The 16,787-nt window shown below is 73.5% G+C and carries 9 protein-coding genes; all 9 read right to left on the bottom strand.

The window, feature by feature from the left end:
* Window positions 1-23: 23 nt before the first annotated feature.
* The 9 genes from EES42_RS18165 to EES42_RS18125 all read right to left on the bottom strand — a co-directional run bounded on the left by EES42_RS18165 (window position 24) and on the right by EES42_RS18125 (window position 16,570).
* Window positions 24-1,445, bottom strand: coding sequence for an MDR family MFS transporter (locus tag EES42_RS18165; protein WP_124719230.1), 1,422 nt, complete (start codon window positions 1,443-1,445; stop codon window positions 24-26).
* Window positions 1,442-11,410, bottom strand: a complete 9,969-nt coding sequence (locus EES42_RS18160; protein ID WP_124719229.1) for a non-ribosomal peptide synthetase — start codon at window positions 11,408-11,410, stop codon at window positions 1,442-1,444. Before EES42_RS18160 ends, EES42_RS18165 begins: the two co-directional genes overlap by 4 nt.
* 1 nt (window position 11,411) lies before the next feature.
* Window positions 11,412-12,197: an ABC transporter ATP-binding protein gene (locus EES42_RS18155; RefSeq protein WP_124719228.1), complete on the bottom strand. Its 786-nt coding sequence runs from the start codon at window positions 12,195-12,197 to the stop codon at window positions 11,412-11,414.
* Window positions 12,194-13,123: a FecCD family ABC transporter permease gene (locus tag EES42_RS18150; protein ID WP_241196464.1), complete on the bottom strand. Its 930-nt coding sequence runs from the start codon at window positions 13,121-13,123 to the stop codon at window positions 12,194-12,196. The genes EES42_RS18155 and EES42_RS18150 overlap by 4 nt, the downstream gene beginning before the upstream one ends.
* 62 nt (window positions 13,124-13,185) lie before the next feature.
* Window positions 13,186-14,208 (bottom strand): FecCD family ABC transporter permease, encoded by a 1,023-nt coding sequence (locus EES42_RS18145; RefSeq protein ID WP_124719226.1) that lies wholly within the window; start codon window positions 14,206-14,208, stop codon window positions 13,186-13,188.
* The gene (locus EES42_RS18140; protein WP_124719225.1) at window positions 14,205-15,203 is read right to left on the bottom strand and encodes an ABC transporter substrate-binding protein; all 999 of its coding nucleotides are present in this window, start codon (window positions 15,201-15,203) and stop codon (window positions 14,205-14,207) included. The genes EES42_RS18145 and EES42_RS18140 overlap by 4 nt, the downstream gene beginning before the upstream one ends.
* A 103-nt stretch (window positions 15,204-15,306) precedes the next feature.
* A complete protein-coding gene (locus EES42_RS18135) occupies window positions 15,307-16,158 on the bottom strand; it encodes a siderophore-interacting protein (RefSeq protein ID WP_124719224.1) in 852 nt (283 codons plus the stop codon).
* Entirely contained in the window at window positions 16,155-16,394 is a 240-nt protein-coding gene (locus tag EES42_RS18130; RefSeq protein WP_124719223.1) for a phosphopantetheine-binding protein, read from the bottom strand. Before EES42_RS18130 ends, EES42_RS18135 begins: the two co-directional genes overlap by 4 nt.
* A complete protein-coding gene (locus tag EES42_RS18125; RefSeq protein WP_124719222.1) occupies window positions 16,391-16,570 on the bottom strand; it encodes a hypothetical protein in 180 nt (59 codons plus the stop codon). The genes EES42_RS18130 and EES42_RS18125 overlap by 4 nt, the downstream gene beginning before the upstream one ends.
* Window positions 16,571-16,787 lie beyond the last annotated feature (217 nt).

Genomic DNA, 16,787 nt, shown 5'->3' with positions numbered 1-16,787 from the left:
AGCGGTAGGCGGCTGCTCGCGGCTCATGGCTTCCTGGCCTCGGTCCGGGGCAGCCGGGTGGCCCCGGCGGCGGCGACCAGACAGAAGGCGAGCACCCACCAGAAGGTGTCGCCGAACGCAGCGGAGATGTCCGGGCCGCGGGCGGACAGCCGGTTCTGCAGGACCACGGCGAGGGCGGCGGTGCCGACCGAACCGCCCACCGTGTTGAGCAGGTTGAGCGCTCCGGAGGCACGCGGGAGCTGCGCGGGCTCGATGCGGCTGTAGACGATGTTCATCACGGGCGCGCCGACCATGGCCATCCCGAAGCCGCGTACCACCAGCGCCGAGGCGATCACGGCGTCCGGGAGCCCGTGGCCGAGCTGGGTGAACGGCACCGTTCCGGTGAGGATCAGCACGATGCCGGTGACGACCAGGGTCCGCGGCGCGACCTTGTCGATGGTCCGGTTGACCAGTACCGACCCGGCCGCCGCGCCCAGCCCCTGGGGGGCGAGCAGCAGCCCGGCCTGCCATGCCGGCATTCCGCGGCCGGTCTGGAAGTACAGCGGCAGCAGGAAGGTCGTGCCGAAGACCGACGCGCCCAGGACGAGCAGGGCGACGGCGGCGGCGCCGAAGGGCGGCCGGGCGAACAGCCGGGGGTCGACCAGCGGTGTGCCGCGGGTCCGCAGCCCGTGCACGGTGAATCCGGCCAGCATCGCCAGCCCCGCCGACACACCGAACACGGCCGGTACGGTGCGGTGGTGGGCGACCTCGGTCAGCCCGAACACCAGCACGGCCAGGCCCGGCGAGAGCAGCAGGGCGCCGCGCAGGTCGAAGCCCGCCCGCCGCGTCGACGGCGGCACCTCGGGCACATGGCGGCGGGCGAGCAGGGCCGCGGCCACCCCGATCGGCAGATTGACCAGGAACAGCCAGGGCCAGGGCGCCACGCCGAGGATCGAGCCGCCGACAAGCGGGCCGAACACCGGGGACAGCAGCGGGACGATGGCGACGACGCTGATAACCCGCCCGGTGCGGGTGGGGCCCGCGACGCGGGCCAGCAGCGCCTGCCCGGTCGCCGGCAGCAGCCCGCCGCCGAGGCCCTGGATCACCCGGAACACGACCAGGCTGGTCACCGACCAGGCCGTCGCGCACAGCACCGAGCCGAGCAGGAACACCCCCACGGCGGCGACCCAGGTCCGCCGGCCGCCGAACCGGTCGGCCAGCCAGCCGGACGCGGGCACGGCGGCGACGACGGCCAGCAGGTACCCGGTGGTCACCCACTGGATCCCGGCGACGGAGGCGTCGAACTCCTCGCTCAGGCTGTCGATGCCGACGCTGACGATCGTGGCGTCCAGCGTCGCCATGAAGGTGCCGAGCACCAGGATGAACGCGACCCGCAGCAGCTGCCGGTCCACCTGCCCGTCCGGCGGCGCGACGGTCCCGTCCTTCGGCGCAGTGTTCCCGCTCATCGGTTCTCCAGGAGGTCGAGCACGTCGTCGTCCAGGTGCTTGTCCAGGGAACGGAGCAGGTCGAGCAGTTCCTCGGCGAGCCCGTCGACGGCCGCCCCGGCCCGGTGGGCGAGCACGCCGGTCCAGCCGTCCCCGTCCGGCATGACGGTCAGGGTCACCGGGTGGTGGGTGGCCTCGCGGAAACGGGTCGCGAGGACCGTGAGCCCGGGGGCGGGTTCACGGAGGCGGTCCGGGTCGACCGGGTAGTTCTCGAACACCACCAGGCTGTCGAAGAGCCGGCGCCGCCCGGTCAGCCGTTCCAGGTCGGACAGGGCCACGTGGTGGTGCTCGACCAGTGAGCGCTGCCGGGACTGCAGGTCGGTGAGCGTCTCGGCGAGCGTGCCGTCGAGCCGTGCCCGTACCGGCACGGTGTTGGCCAGCAGCCCGATGATCTCCTCCACGCCTTCCAGCTCCGGGGGACGGCTGGAGACCATGGCGCCGAAGCAGACGTCCGTGTGGCCGGACCGCCGTGCGAGCAACACTGCCCAGGCGCCCTGCACCAGGGTGTTACGGGTCAGGCCGCGCCGGGCGGCGAGGCCGGTGAGCCCGGCCACCAGTGCCGCGTCGAACTCGATGACCTCGGGTTCCTGCCAGGCCGGTCCGGGTTCGCCGGTGCCCAGGTAGTCGCCCTCGGGCAGGCCGTCCAGTTCGGCCGCCCAGGCGCCGAGGTCGGGCTCGTGGTCGGCGCACCAGTTCAGGTAGTCGGCGAACGGCACGGGGGCGGGCAGGCCGGGGGCCTCGCCGCGGACCCTCGCCGTGTAGAACGCGAACAGTTCGGTGAGGATGCGCGGGGCCGACCAGCCGTCGGAGAGCACATGATGGCTGGTCAGGACCAGGTCGGCGCGCTCGGTTCCGCGCCGGATCACGGTCAGGCGCAGCAGCGGGCCCCGGGTGAGGTCGAACGGTTCGGCGAGGTCGGCAGCCAGCGCCTCGTCGGCCGCCCCGTCGACCACGCGGAAGTCCGGCCGGGGCGAGGCGGGGATCACGGCCAGACCGGCGGGGAAGACGGCGCCCAGGTTCGGGTGACGGTCCAGCAGGTCGGCGCCCGCGGCGCGCAGGGCGTCGGTGTCGAGCGGGCCGGCGAGGGTGAACGCCGACTGCACGGTGTACGGGTCGGGGCGCTCGGTGCGCGAGTGCCGCAGCATCACCTCCTGCAACGGGGTCAGCGGCTGTACGTCGGCGACCGGGCGGCCGTGGTCGAGTGCCCCGGTCTCCGGTGCGGCGGCGACCCGCAGCAGCGCGGCCCGCAGCTTCTCGGCCAGGTCCTCGGCCTCGGCGGCGGTGTACAGCGCGGACGGCCAGGTGATCCGGACCCCGAGCAGGTCGTCGCGTACCAGGGCGTTGACCATCAGGCCGTACGGCAGCGGCATCGCGTCGGAGCCGCCCGAGCCGAGCGGGTCGGCGTCCGGGGGTGTCTGCCAGGGCGTTTCCCGGTCCGGGGCGCCGGGGTAGCGGCCGAGGTAGTTCCAGGCGATCTCCGGTGCCACCGGGTCCAGGAGCCCCGCGGACGTGAGGATGCCGTGGCCGAGGCCGTCGCGCTGTGCGCGCAGCCGGTCCGCGACCGCCCGCACGTCGTCCTCCGCATCGAGCCGTACGGGGTGTACGGCGGTGAACCAGCCGACGGTCTGGGACAGGTCGACCTGGCGCGGGCGGCCGTGGCTCTCCAGTGCGACCAGCGTTTCGGAGGTCCCGCGCCAGTCCCGTACCGCCCTGGCGAGTGCCGTCAGCAGCACGGCGTCGGGTGTGGTGCGGTACGCGGCCGGCAGGGTCGTGATCAGGGCGCGGGTCGAGTCGGCGTCGAGCCGGATCTCGTGGTGCGTGGCGGTGGCCACGGTGTCCCGGGCGGGGTCCAGGGGGCGGCCGGCCGGGGCCGGGGTGGTGTTCATCCGCCGCCAGTGCGGCAGTTCGGGCCGCCGGTCGGCTTCGCGCAGCGAACGCGCCCAGCCGAGGAAGGACTGCCCGTGCCGGGTCAGTGAGCCACCGGAGTACGCGTGCTCCAGGTCGTCCAGCAGGACGCGCCAGGACACACCGTCGACGATCAGGTGGTGGGCGATCAGGACGAGCCGGCCCGGCCGGTCCGGTCCGGCGTCCACCCACACCGCGCGCAGCAACGGACCGGTGCGCGGGTCCATCGCGTCCTGGGCGTCGGCGATCGCGGCGTCCACCGGGCCCCGCAGGTCGTCCGAAGCCCGTACGCACGTCAGTACCCCGGCGCCGGTCACCGAGCCGGCCGGCGGGATGCGCAGCACGTCGCCGGCCAGGTGGGCCCGCAGTACGTCGTGCCGGGCGAGCAGTGCGTCGAGCACCGTCTGCCAGGTCGTGGCGTCGCCGCCCGGCGGGACGCAGATCTCCACCCACTGGCAGAAGCCGTCCGCGGCGGCCCCCGCCCGGCGCAGCAGGTCCCGCATGACGGGGGTCAGCGGTGCGTCCCCGACGGCCGGTGCCTCGCCGGCGTCGAGGGTGCGGGCCCGTGCCGCGATCCCGGCGACGGTCGCTCCCTCGAACACGTCCCGCGCGCTCAGGCCGAGCCCGCGGCGCCGGGCCCGCGACACCACTTGCAGCGACACGATGCTGTCGCCGCCGATGGCGAAGAAGTCGTCGTCGGGGCCGATCGCGTCGGTGCCCAGGATGTCCCGGAACACATCGAGCAGCAGCGCCTCTGCGTCGGTGGCGGGTTCGCGCCGCGCGGCGGCGACGGTCTCGGGGGCCGGCAGCGCGGCGGAGTCGAGTTTGCCGCTGGGGCTCAGCGGCAGCCGGTCGATCGGCACCAGCGCCGGGGGCACCATGTGGTCGGGCAGTTCGCCGGCCAGGTACTCGCGCAGTCGCGCGGTGTCCGGGTGGGCGCCGTCGGTCGGGACGACGTAGCCGACGAGCCTGCCCTCCCGCATGATCACGGCGCAGGCGCGCACCTCGGGGTGACCGGTCAGCGCGGACTCGATCTCGCCGAGCTCGACCCGGAAGCCGCGGACCTTGACCTGGTGGTCGGCGCGGCCGAGGAAGACCAGTTGTCCGTCCGGCCGCCACCGCACCAGGTCGCCCGTGCGGTACATCCGGTCGCCCGGCGGGCCGAACGGGTCGGCCACGAACGCGGCGGCGGTCAGGCCGGGGCGGCCGAGGTAGCCGCGGGCCAGGCTCGGCCCGGCGAGGTACAGCTCGCCGGTCACGCCGACGCCGGCCGGCTGGAGCCCGCCGTCGAGGACGTACGCGCGGACGTTGGGGTCGGGGCGGCCGATCGGCAGCGGTCCCTCGTCGTCCGGGTCGTAGTGCCAGGTCGTGGAGTTGATGGTGACCTCGGTCGGCCCGTAGGCGTTGAAGAGCGCCCTGCGGCCCGCGCCCCAGCGCCGTGCCAGCTCGGGGTCGAGCCGTTCGGCGCCGACGACGAAGAACACATCGGGGTCGACGGTGCGGTCGTCGGGCATCGCGGCCAGGAACGACGGGAGCAGGTTCACCCCGGTCACCCGGTGCTCGACGATGTAGTCGAGCAGTTCGTCGCCGGGTACGCGCACCTCCTCGGGCGCGATCACGGACGTACCGCCGGAGAGCAGCGGCACCATGGTCTGCCAGAACGCGACGTCGAAGCCGGTCGACGCGAAGTGCAGGTACCGGTCGTGCTCGGTGACCCCGACGACCTCCTCCTGCAGCGCGATCAGGTCGGGCACGCCGCGGTGGGTGACCCCGACTCCCTTGGGGCGTCCGGTGGTTCCGGAGGTGTAGATGACGTACGCGAGGGCGTCCTCGGTGAGCCGCCGGCGTGCCTCGGCCGGGTCGGCGTCCGGTGCGGACGCGAGGGTGGCCGGGTCGTCGAGGCGCAGGACGGGGATGTCGCGCTCGACGGGCAGTTCGGCGCCGGTCGACACGACCGCGGCCGGTGCGATGTCGTCGAACATGTAGGCCAGCCGGTCCCGCGGGTAGCTCGTGTCCATCGGCACGTACACCGCACCCGCCCTGGCGACGGCGAACAGGGCCACGGTCATCTCGATGTCGCGGCCGAGCAGGACCGCGACCGGGTCCTGGGGCCGCACCCCGCGCGCGATCAGTGCCTGGGCGAGGCGATTGGCCTCGCGGTCCAACTCCGCGTAGCTCAGGCTGCGTTCGCGGCAGACCAGGGCCTCGGCGTCGGGCCTGCGCGCCACCTGGGCGGCGAACTCGTCGAGCCAGTGGCCGCGGTTCCTGGCGGGGACGGCGGCGGTGCCGGTACGCAGCATCCGTGCCCGCTCGTCGGGGTCGAGGGCGGGCAGCCGGAGCGCGGGCCGTGCCGGGTCGTCGACGATCTCCCGCAGCAGGTTGTGCAGCCAGCGGCCGTAGGCGCGCACGGTCGCCCCGGTGAAGGCGCCCGGCTGGTGGCCGAGGCCGATGGTGATCTCCTCGTCCGGGATCACGATGACGGTCAGCGCGTAGTGCGTGGCGTCGGTGATGTCCACTCCGGCCAGGTCGAGCCCGGGGGCGAGCGGGGTGCGCTTCCGGCTGGAGAGCGGGAAGTTCTCCATGACCAGCATCGTGTCGAACAGTTCGCCGACGCCGGCCGCCCGCTGGATCTCGGGCAGGCCGACATGGTGGTGCTCGGCCAGTACGACGCTCTCGGCGTGCACCTGTGCCATGAGGTCCAGCGCGGTCGCGTCCTGGGTGTGCCGTACGCGCACCGGGATGGTGGTGCCGAGCTGTCCGATCATCGACTCCACGCCGTCGACCTCGGCGGGCCGCCCGGACACCGGGCAGCCGAACACCACGTCGCGGCGGCCGGTGAGCCTGCCCAGCAGCAGGCCCCAGGCGGTCTGGAACACCGTGGTCAGGGTGACGCCGTGTTCGCGGGCGAACGTGCGCAGCCGGTCGCTGAACTCGCGGCCCAGCCCGACGGTCTCACGGGCGGGGCGCTCGACGGCGGTGGCGGTGCTCGCGGGTGCCAGCCGGGTCGCGCCGTCGACGCCCGCCAGCGCGTCCCGCCATGCGGTGAGTGATGCCTCCCGGTCGCGGCCCGCCAGCCACCGGAAGTACTCTGACAGCGGTGGGGCGGTGGGTGCGACGGGGCCGCCGCCCAGTTCGGCGTAGACGGCGAGCAGGGTGCGGCCGACCAGCGGCATCGACCAGCCGTCGAGCAGGGCGTGGTGGTTGGTGATCACCAGCTTGTGCTCGGCGGGCCCGACCCGGGAGAGCAGGAAGCGGATCAGCGGCGGCCGGGCCGGGTCGAACGGGCGCTCCAGATCGGCGCGGGCCGTTTCGGGGAACCGGTCGTCCTCCCGCCAGTCCAGGGCGACTTCGGCGGGGATCACCTGCACCACGGTGTCTCCGGCGGTGCCCAGGTAGACCCGCAGGGCGGGGTGGCGGCGCAGCAGTTCGTGTGCGGCCTCGGCCATCCGGTCCGGTTCCAGTTCGCCGACCAGGGTGGTCACCGCCTGGACCACGTAGACGTCGGTGTCGTGGCCGTCGCGGACCAGGGTGTGGAAGGACAGCCCGACCTGAAGGGGGGTGGCGGGCAGTACGTCGGCGATGTGCCCGGTGCGTTCCAGGGTGTCGATGGCGGCCTGGTCGAGTCCGGCCAGCGGGAGGTCCGAGGGGGTGAGCCCGCCCTCGGTGTGGAGCGCGTACGCGGCCAGCGCGTCCAGCGCCGCGGCCCAGGACTGCTGGAGGGCGGAGACGGCTTCGGGGCCGAGCACACCGGTCGCGGCGGTCCACTCGACGGCGAGCCGGGGCGCACCCTCCTCGTGGACGAAGCAGTTGAGTGCCAGCACCTGTTCCAGGGCCTTGGCGCCGGGCTCGATCACCGAGAAGGCGTCCTGCTCCGGCAGGCGCCATCCCGTTCCGGGCAGGGGGGTGAACCGGCCCAGGTAGTTGAGCAGCACGTCCGGCGGCGGGGTGGCCGCGAGTTCACGGCCGGCCTCCGGGTCGAGGTGGCGCAGCACGCCGTATCCGACACCGCCGTCGGGGACGGCGCGCCGGGCCTCCTTGGCGGCCCGCAGTGTCCGCCCGACGTCGTCGGAGGCGGGCACACGCACCGGGTACTCGCTGGTGAACCAGCCGACGGTACGGCCCAGATCGAGGTGTTCGCGGCCGTGGCCCTCCATCGACACGGTCACCGCGTCGTCGCGCAGACCCCAGCCGCGCAGGGCCAGCACCAGAGCGGCCAGCAGCACCTCGTCGACCCCGGCGCGGTACGCCGCGGGCAGGGTGGTCAGCAGCGCCTCGGTGGCCTCGGCCGAGGCCACGGTGACCGAGCGGTGGGCGGTCGACACCTTGTCGCGCGTCCGGTCCAGCGGTCGGGCGCCCAGCCGGGTCGCGGAGTCGAGCGCGGTCCGCCAGTGGTCGAGTTCGCCGCGCCGCGCGCCGGACTCCCCCTGGTCGGCGAGGAGTACGGCGTGCCGCCGCCAGGACGCCCCGACGGGTTCGAGCGTGCCGCCGGTGCAGGCGGTGTGCAGGTCGGGCAGCAGGATGCGCCAGGACACGCCGTCCACGGCGAGATGGTGCACGACGACGACCAGCCGGTCGGGCGTGTCGTCGCCGGTACGGAGCAGGGCCGTGCGCAGCAGGTCGCCGGAGCGCGGGTCGAGTTCGCCCGCCAGCCGCCGGGCCAGGGCGGTCACGCCCCCGCCGTGCACCTCGTCGACGACGGCCCGCACCAGGCCGCGGGGCAGTACGTCCAGGCCGTCGCCGGCCCGCAGCCGCAGCGCGTCGTGGTGGTCGAGCACGGCCTGTACGCCGGTGACCAGGTCGTCGCGGCCGAGTCCGTCGACGTGCAGGGCGGTCCACTGCGCGTATCCGGCGACGACGTCCACGTCGGGGTGCGGGTCGAGCAGTCCGCGCACGATCGGCGGGGCGGGCACCGGTCCGGAAGGTTCGTCCACCGGCTCGGGTGACTGTGCCAGCAGCTCGGCGGAGGCTGCCAGGGCGGCGAAGCTGCGGCGCGCCAGGAGGTCCCGGGGCCGCAGTCCGAGGCCCGCCGCCCGCAGTCTGCTGCTGACGGTGATCGCGGTGATGCTGTCCCCGCCCAGCGCGTAGAAGTCGTCGTCCACACCGACCCGTTCGACGTCGAGCGCCTCCGCGAGGACCGCGCACAGCAGCCGCTCCCGCTCGGTGCCCGGCTCCCGGCCGCCGCTGTGCAGCGCGGGCGCGGGCAGGGCGGCGCGATCGAGCTTGCCGTTGGGCGTGACCGGGAGCCGGCCCAGCACCACGACCGCCGCGGGCACCATGTGTTCGGGCAGCCGCTCGGCCAGGTGGGCACGTGCCTCGTCCCCGGTGACCGAGGCGGACACGACGTAACCGACCAGCCTGGACGACCGCACCGCGGCGGCCGCCGCGGTGACTCCGGGCACGGCGGCGAGCGCCGTCTCCACCTCGCCGGTCTCCACCCGGTGGCCGCGGATCTTGATCTGTCCGTCGCCCCGGCCCCGGTACTCCAGGCCCCGGCCCGGCACCCAGCGGGCCAGGTCGCCGGTGCGGTACATCCTCTCGCCCGGCGCGCCGAACGGGTCGGCGACGAAGCGCTCCGCGGTCGCTCCGGGCCTGCCGAGGTAGCCGCGGGCCAAGTGCGGTCCGGCCAGGTACAGTTCGCCGGCCGTGCCGTGCGGCACCGGCTGCAGCGCGCTGTCCAGCAGGTGGATCCGGGTGCCGGCGAGCGGGTGGCCGATCGTCGGCTCGTCGCCCTCGATCCGTGCGGTGGTGCTGTCCACGGTCGCCTCGGTCGGTCCGTAGATGTTGCGCGCGGTGATCCCCGATCCGGCGACCCGTCGCCACAGCGCGGGCGGGGTGGCTTCCCCGCCGAGGACCAGCAGGGTGGGCCGCAGCTCCAGCAGGCCGCCGTCGATCAGTGGCGAGGCCATCGACGGCGTGGTGTCCACGATGTCGATGCCGTCGCGGGCGTACGCGGCGAGCAGGGCGTCGGCGTCGCGGGCGGTCTCGGTGTCGTAGACGTGCAGTTCGTGTCCGCACAGCAGCCACACCAGGTGGTCGAAGGCGGAGTCGAAGGCGAAGGAGTAGGTGTGTGCGGCGCGCAGCCGCCTGCCCGCGGCCCGTTCGGCCTCCGCGACGACGGTGGACCGCTGGTGGTGCAGCAGCGCGGCCAGTCCGCCGACCCGGCCGAGTACGCCCTTGGGGCGGCCGGTCGATCCGGAGGTGTGGATGACGTAGGCGAGGTGCTCGGGGTGCCGGGGCGCGGCCAGTTCGTCGGTGGTCAGGGGTTCGCCGGACAGCCCGGCAGCCTCGCCGAGCAGGGTGGTCCAGGGCAGTCCGTCGACCGCGCCGGCGGTCAGTACGAGCGCGGGGCGGGTGTCGTCGATCAGCTCGCGCAGCCGCTCGGGCGGGTACGCGGCGTCCAGCGGCAGGAACGCGGCGCCCGCGTCCAGCACGGCCAGCAGGGCGATCACCGAGTCGGCCGAGCGCGGCAGCGCCAGCGCCACGACGTCGTCGGCGCCGATCCCGCGGGCCCGAAGGGCACGGGCCAACCGGTGCACCCGACCGGCCAGTTCGGCTGCGGACAGCCGGTCGTCGCCGCAGACCAGGGCGGTGTGGCCGGGGCCGGCGGCGGCCATCGCGTCGAAGGCGGCCGGCACGTCCACCGGGGTGCCGGGCAGCGCGGGCGGGCACCAGTCGGCGAGCAGCCGCTCCACGTCGTCGATCAGGGCGATCCGCCCGACGGGCAGGCCGTCGGTCAGCCCGGACAGCAGCGCCCGCAGCCCGGAGAGCAGGTGGTCGACGGCGGCCTGGTCCTTGGACCGGGCGTCGACCTCGAAGCCGAGCAGCAGCCCGCCGTCACGGGTCGGCAGGACGCTGAGGCCCATGTCCTCCGGCGGGCCGCCCGCGACGTTGCGCATCACACCGGCGGCCCCGGCGAAGTCGAGCGCCAGGTCGAACGCCTTGAGGTTGATCCCGCGCCCGTGCAGCAGCGCGCCCGCGCCGGGCGCCGCGAGGTCCCTGGGCAGGTCCTCGCCCCGGTAGCGCTGGTGGTCGCGCATCTCGCGCATGGCGGTGGCGACCCGCCGGCTCAGCTCCACGAGGTCGTCCCCGGCGCGCACGGTCACCCGCAGCGGCAGTACGTTGACCGCCATGGCGGGGGTGCGCAGTTCGGCCGAGCCGGCCCGGCACATCAGCGGCAGTGCGAACACCACATCGGTGCGGCCCAGCATGCGGTGCAGGAAGGCGGCGTAGCCGGCGATCAGCGCCTCGCCCCAGGTGACACCGGCCCGGTCGGCGAAGGCGCGCAGCCGGGCCGTCTCCTCGGGGCCGACGACGGCGCGGGCGGTCAGGGTGCGGTCCGGCAACGAGGCGGCGGTGCCGGGGTCGGCGAGGTCGGGCAGCGGGGTGAACCGCTCGACCCAGTACGCGCGGTCCTCGGCGCACCGCTCGCTGTCCCGGTAGGCCCGGTCGGCGGCGACGAGGTCGGCGAACCGGCCGAAGACGGACCGCGGTGGTTCGGTGCCGGACACCAGTGCGGTGTAGCGGGCGGCGGTGCGGCGGGCGAGCATCGATGCGGTGTAGCCGTCGAAGACCAGGTGGTGGCCGAGCTGGGTGTACCAGACCTCGTGGTCGGACAGCTTGATGACGGTACGTGCGTACAGCGCCCGGTCGACCATCCCCCGGCAGGCCTCGGCGGCCCGCTCGCGCTCGGCCTCGACGAGTGCCTGGGCCGCGGCGGCGGGATCGGCCGCGCCGCTGACGTCGACCACCTCGGGCAGCCGGACCGGCTCCTCGCTCACCGCCTGGCGCGGCCCGTCCGGGGTGTCGTACACCCGCAGCCGCAGGGTCTCGGCCTCTTCGGTGGTCGCCCGGACCGCCTCCGCCAGCGCGTCCGCGTCGACCGGCTCACTGCCGGATATCTCCACCACGTCGCCGACCAGGTAGTACGGCGAGTCGGGTTCGAGGCGCTGCGCGTTCCAGATGCCCGACTGGGCGCTGGTCAGGGCGAGCAGGCCGTCCGAGGAGGCGCTTGCGGTGCTCAACTTACTCTCCTAGCAGTGTGGGAACGACCATCGGTGTGCCGGTCACCGGGTCGGGGACGATGACACTCGGCAGGTCGAACACGTCCTTGATCAGCGCGGCGTCCACGATGTCCCCGGGGTCGCCCTCGGCTACCACGCGGCCGTCCTTCATGGCGATCAGGTGATCGGCGAACCGGCAGGCCTGGTTGATGTCGTGCAGGACGGCGACCACCGTGCGGCCCTGGTCGCGCAGCCTGGCCAGCAGGCCGAGCAGTTGGTACTGGTGGGTGATGTCGAGGAAGGACGTCGGTTCGTCGAGCAGCAGGTGGGGCGTCTGCTGGGCAAGCACCATGGCCATCCACACCCGCTGGCGCTGTCCGCCGGACAGCTCCTGCACGGGACGGTCGGCCAGGTCGCCGACGCCGGCGGCGGCCATCGCCCCGTCGACGGCCTCCTCGTCGCCCGGCGACCACAGGGCCAGCATCGACTGGTGCGGGAACCGTCCCCGGGCCACGAGTTGCCGGACCCTGATGTCGTCGGGTGCCAGCGGGTCCTGCGGCAGGAAGCCGAGTTGTTTGGCCAGTGCCTTGGTGGCGTAGCGGCCGACCTCGCGGCCGTCGAACTCCACCTGCCCGGAGTCCGGGCGCAGCAGCCGGACCAGCGCGCTCAACAGGGTCGACTTCCCGCAGGCGTTGGGGCCGACGATGGCGGTGAACGCGCCGTCGGGGATGTCGATGCTCAGCCGGGTGGAAACGACCCGGTCTCCGTAGCGCAGGGTTATGTCCCGCGCCGTCAGGCGTGCGGTCACGCGCGCCTCACCTCCTTGGTCAGCAGCCAGATCAGGTAGCAGCCGCCGATCGCGGTGCTCACCACACCGACGGGCAGTGCGACGGGCGCCAGCAGCATCTGGGCGATCAGGTCGGCGGCCAGGAGCAGTACCGCCCCGGTCAGGGCGGCCGGGAGCAGCGGCACTCCGGCGGCGCCCGCGAGTCTGCGGCCGATCTGGGGTGCGGCCAGGGCGATGAACGCGATCGGGCCGGCCACCGCGGTCACCGTGGCCGTGCAGCCGACGCCGACCAGCACCATGAGCAGCCGCAGCCTGTTGATCCCGACGCCGGTGGTCACCGCGACCGCGTCGCCGAGCGCTGCCTGGTGCATGGCGTGCGCCCGCGAGGCCATCAGGGCCAGCAGTACGGCGATCACCGTGAACGGGATCCCGAGGTCGGCCCAGCCCACTCCGTTGAGCGAGCCCGCGCTCCAGCCGACGGCGGCGATCGCCACCTCCAGCTCGGCGCGCAGCACGATCCAGGAGTTGATCGCGGTCACCATCGCGTTGAACGCGATGCCGATGACCACCAACCGCAGTCCGGAGAAGCCCCGTTCGAACGACAGCAGGTAGATGGCGGCCGCGACGGCCAGCCCGCCGAGCACCGATCCGGCGGCGAGCTGCGCGGAGGTGCCGGACAGTACGGTGAGGGCGACCAGGGCGCCGGTGTAGGCGCCGGCGTCGAGGCCGATGACGTCCGGGCTGCCCATCGGGTTGCGGGTGAGGTTCTGGAAGATCGCCCCCGCCGCACCGAGCGCGGCGCCGAAGACCAGTCCGGCCAGCACGCGTGGCAGCCGCCAGTCGCGGATCACCACGGAGTGGTCCGCACCGGTCAGGGCGGCGAACACCTTGCCGGGGCTGGACCATGACGCCCCGTAACACAGCCCCAGCAGGCCCAGGCCCAGCATCAGGGCCACCAGTACCGCGCAGAGCACGACGGTGCGGCGTTCGGCCCTCGGTCCGAGTGTGGTCACAGCGATCCCGCCCCGTAGCGGCGTACGGCCCAGATCAGCATGGGGCCGCCGAGGAACGCGGTCACGATGGCCACCGGCACCTCACCGGTGGGCAGCAGCACCCGCGATCCGATGTCGGCGACCAGCAGCAGGATCGGGCCGAGCACCATCGTGTAGAGAATCATCCAGGGCACCGAGCCCCCGGCCGGCCTGCGGACCAGGTGCGGCACGATCAGCCCGACGAACAGGATCGGCCCGGCCACCGCCGTGGCCGCCCCGCTGAGCACGGTGATCAGCACCAGCGTCGCGGCCCGTACCCAGCCCACGCCGGCACCCAGTGTGTGTGCCACGTTCGCGCCCAGGGTCAGGGCGTTGAGTGCCCGGCTCAGCAGCAGCGCGCCGAGCAGGGACACGGCGATCGCGGCCAACGGCAGTGCCAGCGGTGCCTGTTCGCGGCCCGCCAGCGACCCGACCGACCAGAACCGGTACGTGTCGAAGGCGTCCGGGAGCATCAGCCGCATCCCCAGCGCGACGCCGCCCAGCACCGCGGTCAGTGCCACACCGGTGAGCACCAGGCGCAGTGGTGAGCGCTGCCCGACCGCGGCGACCAGCAGAGACGCGAGCACGGATCCGGTGATCGCGAAGCCCAGTTCGCCCGCCTGGCCGGTGGCCAGGCCGAGCGCCGAGCCCACGGTGACGGCGAACCCGGCGCCCGCGGTGACGCCGAGGATGCCGGGCTCGGCCAGCGGGTTGCGGGCCAGCGTCTGGATCAGCGCGCCGGCCACCGCGAGCGCGGCACCCACCGCGATGGCCAGCAGCGCGCGCGGCAACCGGACGTCACGCACGATCACGTGGTCGTCGGTGCCCTGGTGGTCGAACAATGCCCGCACGACCTCGGCGGGCGGAATGTGGCGGGCCCCGACGCCCATGCTCAGCACGGCGATCACTGTCAGCAGCAGCAGTCCGCCGAGGAGCAGGCCGATCTGTGGTCCGGCCCGCCCTGTTACCGACGCCCGGGGCGCGCGGCCCGCGGCGGTCACCGGTTCAGCAGCGGAGCGAGCGACTTGTCGATCGCGTCCAGGGTCACGACGGCCTCACCGTAGGTCGCGGCCTCGGTGTAGCGGAGCGGGAAGGCCTTCCCCGCCTTGACCGCGGGCAGGTTCTTCCAGAGCTTCGAGTCCAGGACGTACTGCACGGACTTGGGAACGCTGCCGTCGGCGTTGACCGAGTAGGTCATGACATCGGCCTCGCGGAAGGCGGCCGGGAGCTCCTCGATGGACGGGTACTCACTGACCGACTGCGAACCGGGGCCGGCCTTCTTGACCTTGCCGTAGTACTCCGCGCCGATGTCCTCGGCGATGTTGGTGCCCCACGAACCGTTGAACTCGCGCTGGAAGGTGCCCTTGGCGGCGTCACCGTACGAGCCGACGTGGCCCAGCTTGAGCTGCGGCAGCACGTCCTTGTACTTCTTGGCCAGCTCCGCGGCCTTGTCCTCGTACGTGTTCTTCGCGGCGTCGAACTGCTTGAGCGCGCCCGCGGCGTCGGACTGCTTGCGGGACAGCTCGCGCCATGCGGACGGCACGGTCGGACCGATCGCCACGACGGGGGCGATGCCCTCCAGCCGCTTGACGTCGATGTCGCCGAGCACCGGGGCGGGGACACCGATGACGATCAGATCGGGATCGGCCTCGGCGATGGCCTCGTAGTTGGTCTCGGTCGCCAGCTCCCCCGCCACCTTGGGAAGCTTCTTGTACTCGGCCAGGTCCTCCTTGGACATCATCGGTTCGCCGCGCTTCCACGACGAGATTCCGACCAGCGGTGCATCGGCCTCGATGAGGGCGGGCACGGCATAGCCGGTGGCCACCACACGCTTCGGGGCGGCCGGGATGGTGATCTTGCCGTTGTCCGCGGCGAACACCCGGGTCCCGCCCTTGTCCGAGGAGTCCGACCCGCTCTCCGAGGAGAACCCGCAGCCGGTCAGGATCAGGGCCAGCGAAGCGGCTCCGACCAGGCCGGACGATCTGCGTATGGACATGAAACGCTCCTTGCTATTTAGGTAAGGCTAACCTTAGTTGATGGCCTTTGGGCAGGACAACCAGGGAGCGGCGCCCACGCCACCCCCCTGTCCGGCCGGTCGATCAGTGGTCGTCCTCGTCGAAGTCGGCGACGCCGCACTTCCAGTAACCGGTGATGTCGCTGTCGGCCCTCTCCAGCCACAGCTCGTCGCGGACCCAGCGGCGCAGCGGTTTGATCTGCCCCGCCTCACCGGCGGCCCACACGTACACCCGCTCCCCCTCGGGCACCCGCACCGCGGTCACGGCCCGCGCCAGCGCGTCGCCGGTACCGGCCAGCAGGTCGCCGCGGTGCAGCCAGCGCACCTCGACACCCTCGGGCGCTGACAGCTCGATCTCCTGTGTGGCGTCGGCGACTTCGACGAACGCCCAGCCCTTCGCACTGCGGGGCAGCTCCTCCAGCCGGCGCGCGATCGCGGGCAGGGCCGTGATGTCACCCGCGAGCAGATAGCGGTCATAGGCGTGCGGGACGATCATCCCGCCGGGCGGCCCCGCGAGGTGCATGATGTCGCCGGGCCGGACCCCGTGCGCCCACTCCGAGGCGAGGCCACCGGCGTGCGGGGCGATGTCGATGTCGATCTCGCCCGCGACCGGGTCGTAACGGCGCACGGTGTACTCCCGCGAGATGGACGCCGGTCGCGGCCAGCTCAGCATCAGCCCGTTGCGCTCGGGCAGCCGCAGCGAGCCGTCCGGATCCGGGAAGAGCAGTTTCACGTGTTCGTCCGGCGCGTGGGCCTCGAAGCCCTCGGCGCCCGGACCGCCCAGGGTCACCCGCAGCAGACCGGAGCCGACCATGGCGGTGCGTACCACCTCGGTCGCCCGGATACCGATCGGGTAGCCCACCTTCTCGGCGTGACGACCCGACCGGACCTCCGCGATCCGCTCCAGGTGCCGGTGCCGGTGGTCGACGCGGCTCATGCGGCACCACCCGTCAGCAGCTCCGTCCAGTGCCCCAGTTCGGGCTGCTCGGCCAGGTCGGCGAACTCCAGCGCGGCCGCCCCCGCGGCCCGCCAGCGGTCGACCAGCACCATGATCCGCACCGAGTCCAGGCCGAGGTCGACAAGGTTCTCCTCGGGCGCGATCCCCGCGGGGTCGCAGTCGAGCAGTTCCGCGACATCCGCGCGGACGCGTTCGGGGGACAAGGTCTGATTCATCGGGTTGCTCCTGCGGGAATGGACGCCGGCAGCGCGGTCGGCGCGTCGGCGGTGATGGGTACGACGCCACGGCACGGGGCGACGTCCGCGCACGCCTGGTCGGGGCGTTCACGGGAAAGGCCGGCGACCGCACCGGCAGCCTGGGCGGCGATGCGGGCCGGTTCGCCACGGTCCATGACGAGTCACTCCGGAACTCCGGCGACCCGCTCCAAACTCAGGCAAGGCTAACCTAACCCACAGGCGCCGATCACGGAACGGGGCCCCGGGCCGCACCTGGCACCCGCGCCCCAACTCCCCCTCGCGCAAGGGCCCGTCACGTCGCCGTACCCCCTCACCCCGCACCCCCTTCGCCGAATTTGACTTAGGTTACCCTTACCTAAGTTTCCCGAACGG

Source organism: Streptomyces sp. ADI95-17 (assembly GCF_003846175.1).
GTDB lineage: Bacteria > Actinomycetota > Actinomycetes > Streptomycetales > Streptomycetaceae > Streptomyces > Streptomyces sanglieri.
This window is presented reverse-complemented; position numbering and strand designations above follow the sequence as displayed.

Excerpts from the sequence above, each read along its gene's own strand:
- EES42_RS18140 (WP_124719225.1), bottom strand. The coding sequence starts at position 15,203 with ATGTCCATACGCAGATCGTCCGGCCTGGTCGGAGCCGCTTCGCTGGCC.
- EES42_RS18165 (WP_124719230.1), bottom strand. The coding sequence starts at position 1,445 with ATGAGCGGGAACACTGCGCCGAAGGACGGGACCGTCGCGCCGCCGGAC.
- EES42_RS18150 (WP_241196464.1), bottom strand. The coding sequence starts at position 13,123 with ATGCTGGGCCTGGGCCTGCTGGGGCTGTGTTACGGGGCGTCATGGTCC.
- EES42_RS18125 (WP_124719222.1), bottom strand. The coding sequence starts at position 16,570 with ATGGACCGTGGCGAACCGGCCCGCATCGCCGCCCAGGCTGCCGGTGCG.
- EES42_RS18135 (WP_124719224.1), bottom strand. The coding sequence starts at position 16,158 with ATGAGCCGCGTCGACCACCGGCACCGGCACCTGGAGCGGATCGCGGAG.
- EES42_RS18130 (WP_124719223.1), bottom strand. The coding sequence starts at position 16,394 with ATGAATCAGACCTTGTCCCCCGAACGCGTCCGCGCGGATGTCGCGGAA.